11 protein-coding genes are annotated in these 14,706 nt (G+C 58.7%); 4 read left to right on the top strand and 7 right to left on the bottom strand.

Features of this window, described 5'->3' with window-relative positions:
• Position 1 precedes the first annotated feature (1 nt).
• From B149_RS0110215 to B149_RS0110190, 6 genes are all read right to left on the bottom strand, one after another.
• Positions 2–2,431: a PEP/pyruvate-binding domain-containing protein gene (locus B149_RS0110215; RefSeq protein WP_018125095.1), complete on the bottom strand. Its 2,430-nt coding sequence runs from the start codon at positions 2,429–2,431 to the stop codon at positions 2–4.
• Positions 2,432–2,462: 31 nt separating this feature from the next.
• Positions 2,463–2,828, bottom strand: coding sequence for a response regulator (locus B149_RS0110210; RefSeq protein ID WP_018125094.1), 366 nt, complete (start codon positions 2,826–2,828; stop codon positions 2,463–2,465).
• 30 nt (positions 2,829–2,858) lie between these two features.
• Positions 2,859–4,871 carry an ATP-binding protein gene (locus tag B149_RS0110205; RefSeq protein ID WP_018125093.1) on the bottom strand — a complete coding sequence of 671 codons (2,013 nt, stop codon included), beginning with the start codon at positions 4,869–4,871 and terminating at the stop codon, positions 2,859–2,861.
• A complete protein-coding gene (locus B149_RS0110200; protein ID WP_018125092.1) occupies positions 4,868–5,812 on the bottom strand; it encodes a phosphate/phosphite/phosphonate ABC transporter substrate-binding protein in 945 nt (314 codons plus the stop codon). Before B149_RS0110200 ends, B149_RS0110205 begins: the two co-directional genes overlap by 4 nt.
• Before the next feature lie 157 nt (positions 5,813–5,969).
• Complete coding sequence (locus B149_RS18555) at positions 5,970–6,071, bottom strand: MetS family NSS transporter small subunit (RefSeq protein ID WP_018125091.1); 102 nt, start codon at positions 6,069–6,071, stop codon at positions 5,970–5,972.
• Between the two features lie 3 nt (positions 6,072–6,074).
• Positions 6,075–7,583 carry a sodium-dependent transporter gene (locus B149_RS0110190; protein ID WP_018125090.1) on the bottom strand — a complete coding sequence of 503 codons (1,509 nt, stop codon included), beginning with the start codon at positions 7,581–7,583 and terminating at the stop codon, positions 6,075–6,077.
• 253 nt (positions 7,584–7,836) lie between these two features.
• On the opposite strand from B149_RS0110190, the gene B149_RS0110185 reads away from it, so the two are divergent.
• Positions 7,837–8,625, top strand: a complete 789-nt coding sequence (locus B149_RS0110185; RefSeq protein WP_169332916.1) for a substrate-binding periplasmic protein — start codon at positions 7,837–7,839, stop codon at positions 8,623–8,625.
• A gap of 54 nt (positions 8,626–8,679) precedes the next feature.
• Positions 8,680–9,024, top strand: a complete 345-nt coding sequence (locus tag B149_RS17965) for a hypothetical protein (RefSeq protein WP_018125088.1) — start codon at positions 8,680–8,682, stop codon at positions 9,022–9,024.
• Positions 9,025–9,085: 61 nt separating this feature from the next.
• Here the strand turns inward: B149_RS17965 and B149_RS16955 are convergent, their stop codons facing one another.
• Positions 9,086–11,041, bottom strand: coding sequence for a HAMP domain-containing methyl-accepting chemotaxis protein (locus B149_RS16955; RefSeq protein WP_018125087.1), 1,956 nt, complete (start codon positions 11,039–11,041; stop codon positions 9,086–9,088).
• 252 nt (positions 11,042–11,293) lie between these two features.
• Between B149_RS16955 and B149_RS18860 the strand changes: the two genes are divergently transcribed.
• Positions 11,294–13,276, top strand: a complete 1,983-nt coding sequence (locus B149_RS18860) for a methyl-accepting chemotaxis protein (protein ID WP_018125086.1) — start codon at positions 11,294–11,296, stop codon at positions 13,274–13,276.
• A 678-nt stretch (positions 13,277–13,954) separates the two neighbouring features.
• On the top strand, positions 13,955–14,653 hold the full coding sequence (locus B149_RS17955; RefSeq protein WP_018125085.1) for a polymorphic toxin type 44 domain-containing protein: 699 nt from the start codon (positions 13,955–13,957) through the stop codon (positions 14,651–14,653).
• Positions 14,654–14,706 lie beyond the last annotated feature (53 nt).

Genomic DNA, 14,706 nt, shown 5'->3' with positions numbered 1-14,706 from the left:
ATCAGTACTCCGAAGCGGGCGCTTCCGCCTCTTCAAGAAACTTCCGGGCCATTTCGTCGGTGTCCACATCGCCGTCCAGCCGAATGTCCAGAAGCCGACTCTGGGCAAGCAGTCGTCCCACAAGCACCAGTCGGCGTCTCGTGTCGTTCTCGCCCATCCTTGCACAGCGTGCATCCAACATGTCGCCCCGGATGCTCACCTCGAAATCGCGGGCTTCGAGCACCGCACGGATGTACTCCAGCCGACGCAGACGCTGCTCCCAGTGTCCGCCGCCACCCTTGAAGCGAAGATTGATATGGTTCCCGGTGGCTTCCGAGCCGCAGACCGCGTCCACCACGGCAAAATGGTATCCAAACCGGAACATGAAATGCGCATAGTCCGAGGCCACCACCGCGTAGCTCGCCAGCGCCCGGGAGTCCTTGGTCATGATCCCGGCGCTCAGGCGGTCGAATTCCTCCCAGTCGATGACCGGCATGTTCTCGTTCCACTCCACGCCGCTGCGGGAGAGCCCCCACCAGAGGGCCCACATGGGAGAACTGGTCACGTCCTCGGGAGCAACGATGTTGCGTTCGCGCGCATGGGCAAACAGTCCGCCCCCCAGGTCGAGCAGATACATGGCGATGGGCAGGCGCGTCTTGAGACGCTTGACCCGACCAAGTCCCTTGCCGCCGCGCCCCACCAGCGAAAACATCTCGCGCACGGCGGTCTCATGCGCAAACCGGATCACGTCATGCACGGAGCGGCACCCCTCGGGCGCGAAGCGATCGTCCTCGGGGTCTGTGAGATACAGCACCGAAAGATTCGGCATGATGTCTTCGAGCCGTTTGGCAAGCACGCTCTTTTCCGGCGTGCGTTTTTCCGAGAAGCCGGGAAGCTTGCCCGCATAGACCGTGCCCGTATCGGCATCCACGGTGATCATCCGTCCCTCGGCCAGTTCCGAAGCATAGGGAGAGGCCATCACCGGCAGGCCGAACTCGCGGGCGACGGAAGCGAAATGCCCGGCCCTGCTTCCGGCCACCGCGACCACGGCCGTAAGGCGATCCATAACGCCCACGAGGTCGGGTGTGAGCGAGCGGGCCACAAGAACCGCCCCTTCGGGAACGTTATCCGGAACGCCCACCGCATGCACCACGCGCCCGTAGCCGATGCCCGACGAAATGCGCGTGCCGCCGGAAAGCAACACCTCGGCCCCCTCAGGCTCTTCACGGTGCATCCCGGTCATGGTTTCGCGCTGCATGGGCCTCGACTGTAAAATATGGAGTCCGCCTTTCGTGTCGGCAACCCACTCCACGTCCTGAGCGCCGCCGAGCACTTCTTCCAGACGGTGCCCGCTGCGGGCCAGTTCAAGCAGCATTCCCGCACCGGGCTTTTCGTGATGCGCGGGCTTTTGCAGGATAACCGGCTCGTCCTCGCGGGTCAGGCAATAAACCTGCGGCTCGCGCCTGCCGCTGACGAGTCCCTCTCCCAGCCCTTCCACGGCGTACACTGCCGTGACCCCGTCCACGCACTGTGTCGCATCGGCGTCGGCGGTGTACATGATGCCCGAAACGGCAGCCGGGACCATGGGCTGAAAAAGCACGGCCATGTGGGTCTCGTCGTCGGCAAGGCCTTTGAGAATGCGGTAGGTCACGGCCTTGGCGGAGTACTTTCCCGCAAGGACCTTGCGATAGGCATCCACCAGTTCATCACGGGATACGCCAAGCACGGAATCGTACTGCCCGGCAAAGGAGAAGCGACCATCCTCCGCCACCGCGCTGGAGCGGACCGCAAAGGACACGTCCCCCAACTCGGCAGCGGCCTCCATGAGCGGATTTGCCACCTCGTCGGGCACCGGTGCCTCCAGCACCATGTGACGCATGGCGCGGCAGGTTTCTTCAATGCCCGCATGATCGTCCAGACGCAGGGTGCTGAGCATTTCGTCCAGCGTTTCGCGCAGGTTGTTGACTTCAAGAAAATAATGAAACGCACTCGCGGTGACCACGAAGCCGTCCGGGACGGACAGATCGGTCTCGCGCATGACGCGGGCCAGAGCGGCGGCCTTGCCTCCTCCGGTTTCCGGGCTTCTCACTTCTGCAAGCGGGAGCACATAGGGCGGCTCAAGGGCGGGCTGACCGACGTCGAGCCCCATGCGAACGTAGAACGCGGCCTTGCGGAAATATTCCTCCAGCCCCATGGCGGCGGTGGGCGAGAGCTCCTTGAGGCTCTCCACCATGGCCCCCACCTCGTCCTCAAGCTCCTGTTCGAGTTGCATGACCCGGCTGTAATCCACCACCTCGACCCCGGCCTGAACTTCCTCAAGGTCCGCAAGTCGCTCCAATGCCCGGACATCATGTTCGAGCAACGTCCGGAAGGCTCCGTATCGTTTCCTCAGCAGTGCTCCGGGGGCGAATACGCTGTAGGTCCAGCGGCGCAGCAGTTCGGTAATGAGCATGGCCTCTCCCGTCGGTTTCGTGGCGTCGTTCTCAGTCCTGGCCCTCCAGAACGCCCTGAACCTTGCTTTCGAGTTCGTCCTTGTCGATGGGCTTGACGCAGTATTCCGACGCGCCAAGTCGTACGGACTCCCTTGCGGTCTCCAGCGTGGGATATCCGGTGAGCATGATGATGCGTGTATCGGGGCTGACCTTGCGGATTTCCTCCAGCACTTCCACTCCGGTCATCTTCTTGAGTTTGATGTCGAGAATCGCCAGATCGGGTTTGTGCTTTTCCGCATAGGTGAGCGCCTCTTCCTCTTCGGTGAAGGGCGTCACCACATGGCCCTTGCGGGTCAGGATGCGCTTGATGAGCAGGCCGGAGTCGTAAACGTCGTCCAGTACGATGATGTTAGCCATGGCTGTGTGTCACTCCATTTCTCGTCCGCGTCAGGAATTGTCCAGCGGCAGTTCCACTATGAACAGGGCTCCGGGCCCCGAGGGGTAATCCCCGTCCTCGTCGGGTCGCCATTCCGGGGGCACGGGGCTTTCCACATGGATGCTGCCCTCGTGATCCTCGATGATGCCGAAGGAGACGGACAGACCGAGTCCGGTGCCCTTGCCCACTCCCTTGGTGCTGAAAAACGGGTCGAAAACCTTCTTGAGATGGTCCTGATCAATGCCGGGACCGCTGTCCGCGAACCGGGCGCGGATGGTGCGTCGCGAAGTATCCAGTTCGGTGGACACCTTGATGATGCCGCCGTCGGACATGGCGTCGCGTGCGTTGTTGAGCAGGTTGATCCAAACCTGCTTGAGCTTCTCCGGGTCACCGTAAATGATGGGCATGCGTTCGTCGAGTGCCGTGACGATTTTGACGCGCTCCATCTTGAAGGTATGACGCACCAGCGTCACCGCCTCCATGACCGAGTTGTTGAAGCACATCTCCTGCTTCTCACTGACAGACCGTCGCGAGAAACCCAACAGGTCCGCCACGATCTTTCGGCAGACCTTGGCCTGTTCCTCCACGATGCCCAGTTCCTCGCGCACGCTCGCGTCTTCGGCGTCTTCCTTGAGCAGCTGCGCATAGCCCAGAATGATGCCCAGCGGCGTATTGATCTCGTGGGCCACACCGCCTGCGAGCTTGCCCAACGATTCCATCTTCTGGGCCTGAATGAGCTGCTCCTGATAGCTTTTGATCTCGGTGACGTCGCGGGCCGTGCGCAGCACCGCCGTAACACGGCCGTCGTGGCCGTAAACCGGAACACGGATGACGTGAATCCAGCTGACGCCTTCGGTATCGAGCTGCCGGACTTCCTCTTCGTCGCCCTCGCCCGTGGCAAATACGCGCGACAGCTTGGCGGCGGCGATGCGGGCCTCGCCGCCTGTCAGAAAGTCGGACTCCTTGCGTCCCACCACCTTTTCCGGGTTCATGCCCAGCGAATCGGCATAGGCACGGTTCACGGCGAGATACGCCCCCTCGCGGTCCTGAAGCGTGACCCAGTCGGGCGTGGAGTCCAGCACGGTGCGCAAAAGCTGCTGCTGCCGTGCCATGGTCCGCTCTGCCTCATGCAGTTCATCGAGGTGCATCTTGAGGGTATGCGCCAGATAATCAAAGGTTTCGGCAAGATCCTGAATCTCGTCGCCCGCGTTTTCGCGGTAGACGATGCACTCCCGGCAGGACTCGGGCGCACCGGGCCGATCGTCGGCCAGTGTTCCGGCCAGATACCAGCAGCGTCGCTCGGAATCACCATAGGCCGGACACTGCGTGACCTTGCAATTGCGCAGCTCCCAGCAGTTGCGGGTGAGCCGGGGGCCGGACTGGGCTCCGAGGTCGCCCGTCACCAGAGCCTCGGCATGGCGCCGAAGTTGGTTGATGCGGCTGGTAACCTTGTTTGCGAAGAGCGAACCGAGAAAGACCGCCACAAGGAGCGTCCCGAAGGAGACGGCCATGACCGGATGCAGCAGGTCGTTGATGACCCCCTGAATCTTGGAGCGCGACATGCCGATGCGCACGGTGCCGAAACGGTTTCGGTCGATGTCCACCGGCACGGCGAAGTCGAAGACAAAATTTCTGCCCGTATCAATGAGCGCGATGGAGCTGTCCTGCGACAGAGGCAGCTCGTTGGCTTCCGGCAGTCCCACGGGCATTCCGCCGGTGAAGGTGTGTGCCAGCACGTTGCCGCGATGATCGAGTATGAAGGCGTAGACCACGTTCTCACCCACCTCGCGCACGCCGTCCACGAGGTCTTTCAACTGAAGAAAATCCGCGGAAAAAATCGGGTCGAGGGCACGCAGGGAAAGGTTCTCCGCCAGCACAAGCCCGTGCTTCTTGTTCTCTTCCACCAGAACGCGCGTGGCCAGCGTGCTGAAGGTCAGCGCCAGCAGCACCGCGGCCAGCAGCACGATCATGCTCGTGCCCATGCCGATCTTGGTGCTGAAACGAAGACGGTCGAAAGCCTTCACTGCGGCAGTCCTCCAGCCCCGGGCGCGTCGAGCCCCAGGTCGGACATGAGCTTGCGCATGGGTGCATAGTCTCCGTCGGAAGCCGGGATGATGCCCCGTATGCCTGCCGCGTTGAGAATGACCGCCCCGTCGGGGCTGTTGAGATCAAGCGCGAACATGGCCTCGGCGATCCTCGCGACCTGCTCCTTGGGCATGTTTCGACGCGCGGCATAGACCCAGCCGGGATAGGATCGGGTACTCTTCACCACGCGGATCTGTGAAATGTCGATCTTGTCCTTGAGGATGTCGAGGGTGCCTTCACGGATGGAGCCGATGTCATAGGCTCCGGCGTACACGGCCAGCACGACTTTCTCCTGCTTGCCGCCGGGACCGGGAGCGAAGTCGATGCGCCGGAAGTCGTCCTGCGTGATGCCGTTTTCGACGAACATGCCCAGCGGGAAGAGATAACCGCCCGCCGAAGAATGGTCCACGGCGATCCAGCGGGCGCCGCGGCAGTCATCAAGAGTCCGGATGAAACGGTTGTCGTCGCGGCAGATGACCTGCCCTCTGAAGCTCGGTCTGCCGGACGGCTCGATGACGCGTGCAAAGGCCCGGGCACCGCTGCGGGCGAGGCGCACGTAGATCATGGGGTTGGAGAACGAGATGTCGATTTCGCCGCGCTGCACCATCTTGACGTGCTCGTCGAAGGTGTCCGGAAACACCTGTCGGAAGGTCATGCCGGTGGCACGGCCTAGATATTCGATGAGCAGATGATGACGCCCGTAGGAGACGGCGTGGGAATACTGCGGCAGGTAGGCGTAGGTGATGGCATCTTTCTGCACCGGCAGCAGCACTTCCTTGCGCTTGGAGAAGTCCACGTAGATTGTGTCTTCTTCGCCCGAGCAGCCGACCAGCAGGATCGGAAGCAACAGGGCCAGCAGCATCCTGAAAACGTTCTTCATTCATTCTCCGTTAGCACACCCCCCGTCCGGAGAAAAGCGGGTATGCCGTTTTTTCCAAGTCCCACCGTGCCGCTGGGGAATGCTTCGAGCGCATGCAAAGAAAAAGGGCCGGACTTTGCGCAAAGTCCGGCCCCGTTTTGACGAGTCGTGCCGTCGGCTACTTCTTGCGGCCCTTGACGGCCAGGCGCAGGCACAGGAACGCGCCGCCCCAGGTCAGGCCCAGTCCGAAGATCATCATGATGAGTGCACCGGTTTCCATGGGCTAGCTCCTCTTGCGGAAGTTGTTGTTGATGGCCACGTGATTGCTGAAGGCGCACTCGCGGCAGGGGAACACCCAGGAAAGCGCAAGAATGCCCAGCAGCACCAGCCAGCCGAACATGACCACGGCGGTGGTGGAATAGTCTCCGTAGTTGGCGCTCAGGTCGGTGTACATGTTCATCAGCACCATGGAGCCCAGCATAAGCGGGGCGATGATGCGCAGGCAGACCACCCAGATGCCGCCGACCGCAAAGTCGGACATCTTGTTGATGTAACGGTGCATGCCTTCGAGGTCGCAGAACCATGCGATGAACACGATCTCCAGCAGGCCGCCGAGCAGCACGCCGAAGTTGTTGATGAAGTGGTCAACGATGTCCAGCAGGTAGAGGCCGCCGCCCGTGGTGTACAGGCAGCTGATCATGAAGCCGACGGCGCAAACCAGCGTCGCGGCCTTTTTGCGGGACATGCCCAGCTTGTCGATGAGCGAGGAGACCACGGCCTCGGTGATGGAGATGAGCGAGGAAAGCCCGGCCACCACCAGCGCAAGGAAGAACAGCGCGCCGAAGAACATGGGCATGGGCATCAGGTTCACAGCGGTGGGCAGGGTCACGAAGGCCAGACCGACACCCGCGCCGGCGACTTCGCTGATGGGCACGCCCTGCTGACCGGCCATGTACCCGAGCACACTGAAGATCATCACGCCGGAGAGCATGCTGAATCCGCAGTTGATGAACACGGTCATGCAGCCGTTGTTGTTGATGTCCGAGTCATCGGGGAGATAGCTGGAGTAGGCCAGCATGATCGCGAAGCCGACGGAGATGCTGTAGAAGATCTGTCCGAAGGCGTCGGACCAGACCTTGGCGTCAAGCAGCGCGGAGAAGTCGGGCCTGAACAGCCAGTTGAGGCCGTCCACGGCGCCCGGCAGCATGATGCCGCGGCCGATGAAGACCAGCACCAGCAGGAACAGCACGGGCATGAATATCTTGTTGAGCCGCTCCACGCCGCCGCGGATGCCCGTGAACACGGCAATGAAGGCCACGGCCCAGGCCACGCAGGTGGCGGTGAAGATGGTCCACTGGATATCGCCGAGGTTCATGGGCGAGTCGGTGAGGCCCAAATATTCGCCAAAGAAGAAGCCCTTCGGATCACTCCCCCATCCGAGGTCGAAGGACATGAGGAAATAGTCCATGGCCCATGCTATGACCACCACGTAATATGTGGCGATGACGAAGGCCACGAGGACCTGCCACCAGCCAAGCCATTCCCAGCGACGGGAAATGGATGCGAAAATTCTCGGTGCGGAGCCCTTGAAGCGGTGGCCCAGCCCGTATTCCAGAATGATGAACGGAATGCCCGCGAAAAGCATTGCCACAAAGTAGGGCAGCAGGAACGCTCCGCCGCCGTTTTCATAAGCCATGTAGGGGAATCGCCAGATATTCCCCAATCCGATGGCGGAGCCGACCGCGGCCATGATAAAGCCGCCGCGAGAGCCCCACGTCTCCCTTTTCTGCATTTCCTCTCTCCTTGATTCTTGCCGATAAGCGGCTTGCTCTCGCAAGTCGAACCACGTTTTGCACAAAAAATTGCCGCCAAACTGCGTATTGCGGGCGGCGGCAAACAATTAGAACACATTCGCGCAATTGTCTATCGACAGGTTTTTGCAAGTGATTATGGCCTCCTATGGACTTGACGCGCACAATAGGCTATTAAGCGACATGCTCCGAAAGAGTCTTCCTGCCCTTTTGGCCACGACACTGGTCCTTGTATTGGCAACCACGATCTTTGCCGAATCACCGATTCGCAGGACCGTGAGAATCGTCACGCTCTACGGCTATGCCCCTTATTGTTTTACGGTTCCCCCGGAGACCAATGTCATTTCGGAGCACATTCCTGCGGGTTCGCACTCTGCCACCCTGCGCGGATACAGCTGGGATATTGTCCGCACCGCGTTTCATAACGCCGGTTACGAGATTGAGCTGACCGTCATGCCGTGGAAACGCTCGCTGGTCGCCATAAGCAACGGCGAATTTGATCTGCTTTTCCCCGCCTCACCAAGCAGCGAACGCAAGAAACGCTTCGCCTTTGGACGCATTCCCATAAACGATGTCCGATGCAGGCTTTACGTACGCACCGAAAGTCTCATTGACTGGAATGGTCTTCAGGGCCTCCCCCCCATCACCGTAGCCGTCCAACGCGGCTTCAACTATGGTGACCGCTGGGAAAACCTGCCCCCGGGGCATGTTCGCAAAAAGCCCGTGGACAGCATCCGGCAGGGTTTCGACATGCTTCTCGCCGGGCGCGTAGACGCCTTTGCTGGCTACGAAGCCAATTGGGACTTCGCCGTACAGCAGCTGGGAATCCGCAGACAGGTACGCAAGCTGCCGGTTTTCGAGAATACCTCGGAATATGCCATTGCCCTCAAAAACGCTCCCAATTCAGAACACTTCCTCAGCGTGCTCAACGAGCAGATGTTCAAGATGTTCGACAGTGGTTGGATCGACCACCTGCGCGAAGAATGGAGCCTGCCCGCACGCTCCTCCATCCCCGCCCCCTAAATCTTCCCCCGAATCCGTCCGATAAGGCTGCAAACGGCGACAAGGAGCGTTGCCATGTTAACAGCCACGGATTGGCCTCTTTCCGGAACGCCCGGGTTCGCTTTCACGCGCCCGGCATCCGACCCGGTTCTTGACCTGTTCCGGGACCGCGAGGCGAGCAACAGGGAGCCGCTCTTCAAGGACAATGCCCCGGACCGGGATTATCCCGGCCGCGGATATAGTCTGGAGAGCATGCAGCAAAGAATCAATGCCGTCAGGCAGGAGATCGCACAAGTACGGTCCTCGCCTTACTCACCCGAGGTAAAGGCAAGGCTGCTTGAGGCAGCGAGGAACGAACTCTCGCTGCTTCAGGCAGGCCAGTATTCCTTTGCCCGGGCAGGGCTCAGCGTAAGGGTCTGACAGGAAAGAAATGGCCCGCGTCATGTGACGCGGGCCATTGTCTTGCATGAGGGAAGCTACCTTAGAAGCGCTCGAATTCGTCCTCCGAGTCGCTATCGCCCGAAGCTTGATACGGCTCGTAATCCTGATTGGCTTCAGGCAGCGGCTTTGCCTTGGGTGTAGGAGCGGAGTACGCCCGGACCGTCGGCCTGCCACCGCCCTGACCATCAAATCGGAAGAAGCCCACCACATCCAGCAACGCCTTGCTCTGTCCCGCCAGTTCCTCACTGGTTGAGGCCATTTCCTCCGAGGCGGATGCGTTCTGCTGAATGACGGCATCCAACTGGCTGATGGCCGTATTGATCTGCTCCGCTCCCGCACTCTGCTCGCGGCTTGCGGCAGTGATTTCCTGCACCAGCTCCGCGGTCTTGCGGATATTCGGGACCAGCTCTTCGAGCATGTTGCCGGCCCTGTCTGCCACGTCCACGCTGGAAACGGACAGCTCGCTGATTTCTCCGGCAGCCTCGCCGCTTCGTTCCGCCAGCTTGCGGACTTCGGCCGCGACCACTGCGAACCCCTTGCCGTGCTCCCCGGCCCGGGCCGCCTCGATGGCCGCGTTGAGAGCAAGAAGGTTCGTCTGCCGCGCGATCTCCTCGATGATGGAAATCTTCTCGGCGATCTCCTTCATGGCCACCACCGATTCGCGCACGGCCTTGCCGCTCTCTTCGGCGTCCTGTGCGGCCTTGTACGCCAACTGTTCGGTACCCTGCGCGTTGTCCGTGGTCTGGGCGATGTTGGAAGCCATCTGTTCGACACTGGAAGAGACCTCTTCCACGGACGCGGCCTGCTCGGTCGCCCCCTGAGACACGCCCTGCGACGAACCGGAGAGCTGCTGGCTGCCGCTGGCGACATTTTCCGAGCTGCCGCGGACCTCGGCAACCACGCCGCCGATCTTGTCCACCATGTTCTTCATATCGCCGTACACGCCTTCAAGGTGACCGTCATCGAACTGGACGCCGAGGTTACCCGCCGCTATTTCCTTGGTGATCTTGGCAATTTCGGACGGATCCTTGCCAAGCTGGCCGAGAACGCTGCGCACGATGAACATGGCCGTAAGGATGCCGAAGAGCAACGCACCGGCGCTCAGGCCGATGACCATGTACACGGCACGGTTGTTCGCCGCCTGAAGCCTTGGGCCAAGTTCGTTCTGCTCCTGCATGACGGAAAGCTTCACATCTTCCATATCCGAGGCGATCTCGGGTCCCAGAACGTCGAGCCTGTCGTTTATCAAACGGTTGCGCTCTCCGATGACCTGCACAAGTTCCTCGAAAGCATCCTGATAGCTATCCTGCAACGGGATAATCTGATCAAGCAGGCCAAGCCGGTCCCGGCTCGTGAGGGTGCCGCGCATCCGCTCGAACTGCTGGTCCAAATCGACCATTTCCTGCTCCACTCTCTGGGAGAACGTCGCAACATTGTTTTCAAGAAACTTGACCACATAGAGCCGTGCAAGAAGCAGGGATCGGAGCGCGTTTGCGGTGGTCGTGGCTGCGTTTGTGTCGCCGGCCTGCTCGGCGCTGCGCAGAATCTGCGTCATGCGCTCTTCAATCAAGGGCCCGTTCTTGTTCAAAACTTCGTTCACTATCTCACGGCGCCTGCGCTGCAACTCAACCACTCTGTCGAAAGCGGAATTGTAAGCTCCCAGACGGTCGGCTGCCGACGAAACCATCGCGGCCCTGTCCGGCTGCGTGATCTCGGCTTGCGCCTTTTCCATAAACTTCTTCACTTCCGCGAACTCGGCTTCGAATTTCTGAAGGTCTTCCTCCTCCGCGCTGATGACAAAGTCCTTCACTGCCATCCGGGCCGAAAGCATATTGGCCTGAAGCCTTCCAGCCATGTTGGTGTCTCTGGCAAGCCCTCTGTACACCTCGAATCCGTTGGTGGAATTTTCCAAAGCGAAATACGATACCCCTGAGACCACCATAAGAAGCACCAAAACCATACCGAAACCGATGATCAACTTAGCGGAAAGCTTCATCAGGAACCCCCATGCGTGAAAATTAAGGCAGCTTTTCCGATGTAACAGTATCAAGCAGTTAGGGACGGTCAATTGTATATGATGGGTTAGGTGGTATTTATAACAATGCTAAAATATTCATTCATAAATCTGCTCCACACACTTCACACCACACATAACCCACTACCTATACTGTAAATTTTTCAAATTCTAATTCCCAGCGACCATGGTTCGCGCTATTCTTGAAATAGAGAATTTTACCCGGAGGGAACAATGCGAATACTTTCCAGCATAGGCACACGCCTCAACCTTATCATCATACTGCTCCTGCTCGTGACGAGTTCCGTCATCACGGGGCTGAACTACTATGTTGCGAGAGACAGTCTCGAAACTCAGCTTTCCGAGGACATGCTCCCATCCAAGTTGGATAATATCATTGGCATCGTCGAAAAAGAACTCGTCAAACCAGCCGCAGGGCTTGGCGTGGCTGTAGATGATCCGTTCTTCCGCGAATGGATTGAACTGGGCGAACCCGAATCCGGACTGGACAATCTTTTCGGCCAGCTCCGCAACATCACCAGTCAGTTCGACACCAACGGATGCAACTTCGTTTCCAACCGTTCCAAGCTCTATTACGGCGTGAGCGGCGGCGAACGCACAATCAGGGATCTCGGCCCGCAGGACAGTTGGTTCAAGGACTTCGACGAGCTGGGACAGGACGTGCTGATCAACGTCTATGTGGATGACCCGGATTTCGGTTCCACAGCGTTCATCAACCGCCGCATCGACAAAAATGGCGAATACCTCGGCATCATTTCCACCGCCATCGGCCTCGACAGCTTCGTCAGGGAAGTCACTTCCCTGACCATCGGGAAAAAGGGCGAAACGTACATGGTGGACAAAAGCGGCATGGTCCGCCTGCACCGAAACCGTGACTTCATCAATCAAAAACGAGTCAGCAATTTTGAGGGAATCGGAGAAAACGCGTCCAGAATGCTCTCGCGCGAGCAGTACCAATTCCATTATACCGATGGCGACGGGGAAAGCTGGTACGTCATGTCCCGCTTTCTGCCCGACCTTGGCTGGTATCTCGTCACCGAAGCCAACCGGGCGGAACTGCTGTCGAGCGTCAACGACGCTCTGTACGTGACCGTAGGCATCGCTCTGCTTCTGCTGGGAACCGGCGTTGTGGTGACCTATTTCTTCGTGAGAACCATCACTGGCGCACTCTCCCGTTGCGTTGGCTATGCGGAAAGCATTGCTTCGGGCGATCTGAACGTATCGCCGGACACAGGCCGCAAAGACGAACTCGGCAGGCTTCAAACTGCCATGTCGGGCATGGTCGGCAGGCTGCGGGAAGTTGTTGCGGCGGTTCAGGACTCGGCCTCGGACGTGGAAGACGGCGGGAGAGAGCTTTCCGACTCCTCCACCGCACTCTCTCAGGGCGCCACGGAACAGGCCGCATCTGTCGAGGAAGTTTCCTCTTCCATGGAAGAGATGACCTCCAACATCCACAGCAACGCCGAAAACGCCAAGCAAACAGAAGAGGTGGCCACCAACGCCGCCAGAGATATCGAGGACGGAGCCAAGGCCGTGTCCGATGCGGTGGACTCCATGGAGAGCATTGCCGAGCGCATCACCATCATCGAAGAGATCGCCCGGCAGACGAACCTCCTCGCTCTCAACGCGGCCATCGAGGCGGCCCGGGCCGGGGAGCACGGCAAGGGTTTCGCGGTGGTCGCGGCCGAAGTCCGTAAGCTGGCGGAACGCTCCGGCAACGCGGCGGGCGAGATCGTAGAGCTTTCAAGAACCAGCACGGAGACCGCGCGCAAGGCGGGGGAAATGCTGGAACGAACGGTCCCCGAAATCCGCCGCACTGCGGAACTCGTGCAGGAGATATCCACTGCCAGCATCGAACAGAGTTCCGGGGCCGAAGAAGTGAACAAGGCCATTCAGGAGTTGGACAAGGTGATTCAGCAGACGGCTTCGTCATCGGAGGAAATCTCCGCCACATCCGATGCCCTGCTCGGCAAGGCGCAACGGCTGGAAGACGTCATATCGTTTTTCCGTATCGGCAGGGACAAACGCGAACGCAAGCAGGCCACGGCGCGTAGGGAGCAACCCGCCAAAGCTCTCCCCGGCGCGCAGAAGCGGTCCCGCCCGGAAAAACAAAAGCCCTCAGACTCTCCCAAGCCGAAGTCCTCCGGCAGCGGTGCTGAATTGAACATGGCCGACGACGAGTTCGAACGCTTCTGATTCGAGCCAGTCACAAACGACAAAAGGCCCCGCAACGTACGTTGCGGGGCCTTTGTCGTACCGGTAGTGCCCTCTCGAAGCGGCTGTGGCGATGAGCAGCTACCGCTCCTCTGGTCTATGATCCAACACCTTCTGGGGGAGTATCGGGATATCCTCGTGGCAGATTGCCATATGTTTTATCATGACATTCTCCCATATCCCTTCCATGAAAAAACCGGTTGGCAGCAGCCCGAAGACACGGAAAAAGGGCCTGGCCTAAACAGCCAAGCCCTTCAAGATTCATGGTGCCCCCGGCGCGATTCGAACACGCGGCACCAGGGTTAGGAATCCGGGTGCTTGCATATAATATATTGATATAATTGAATTTTTAAAATTAAAAACGAACTAAATCAACCACTTTCTGGGTTCTTGGTTGGCATGGGTTGGCACAAATGTACGATTCCATTGCAGCCTAACGCCCCGGTTTTGTCGGACCATTCTCCAAAACCCGTCAAGCAAAATCGACCGCCCCCCAAATAGCATTTCACCAAAATCAGCGTGTATTCAACCGACACGGCGGTGTATTTTACCGACATGCTCCGCGCATAGCGCAATTTTCCTCAAGACCCCGTGATACGTTGGTAATAACGCGACACATGGGGTGTTGCCCGCAACAAAACTTATAAGAGGAGCATTGGAATGAGTGGACATTGGAATCAACACATTGGTGATGATCAGCTTGTATACGGGATGCCAAAACACATGAGTGCGGTTGCCGGAAGTGGAAACGAGGCAACATACTGGCGTTATCATCCGAAGCCGCAAGCGTGCGACAAATGCCAGGCAATGAAAGGGCTATGGTTCGATGATAATCCTGGGCCTGTGCACCCGAACTGCAAGTGCGAAATCGAAGAGTTCAAAGCTATCAAAGCAACCGGCAGAGCTGACGGAGTACTTGTGCCGCCTGGGGTTGATATCACAACCAATATTACTGAAGCTAAGCAAAAAGCTAAGGAATGTGAACAACAAGCCACAAAGGAAGTGGACGACTTTCTGTCAAGAATAAACATCAATGGGATTAACGCCATCGCGAGCATTCGGAGGACCTGTATTGATGAATTGACTTTCCTCAACAAATGTCTTTGGATATACAGGAACTTTAAGAATGGTGCCAGGTACGATTTCAAGCAACGCGGTAAGGAATATGAAGACTTTGGCAACTACCATTACGGACTCTACACCCAAGCAATGGGTATAAGCATAAATATTGCTCAGGCGGCAGCAGGAGCGGCACAATTGGCAGCAGGTACGTACAAAATAAAATGGTACCGAACATGGTTCGATGATCCCCGGGACAATGAAATGATCCGCAAGGGCCACCAATCTCCGTTCAAATAAAAAAATTGAGCGCGGGTCACCCTGCGCTCAATACCAAACTAACGATGACGCAA

The sequence above is a fragment of the Desulfovibrio oxyclinae DSM 11498 genome (assembly GCF_000375485.1).
GTDB lineage: Bacteria > Desulfobacterota > Desulfovibrionia > Desulfovibrionales > Desulfovibrionaceae > Pseudodesulfovibrio > Pseudodesulfovibrio oxyclinae.
Note: the sequence above shows the minus strand (reverse complement) of the source record. Positions and strands in the feature narration are given on the sequence as shown.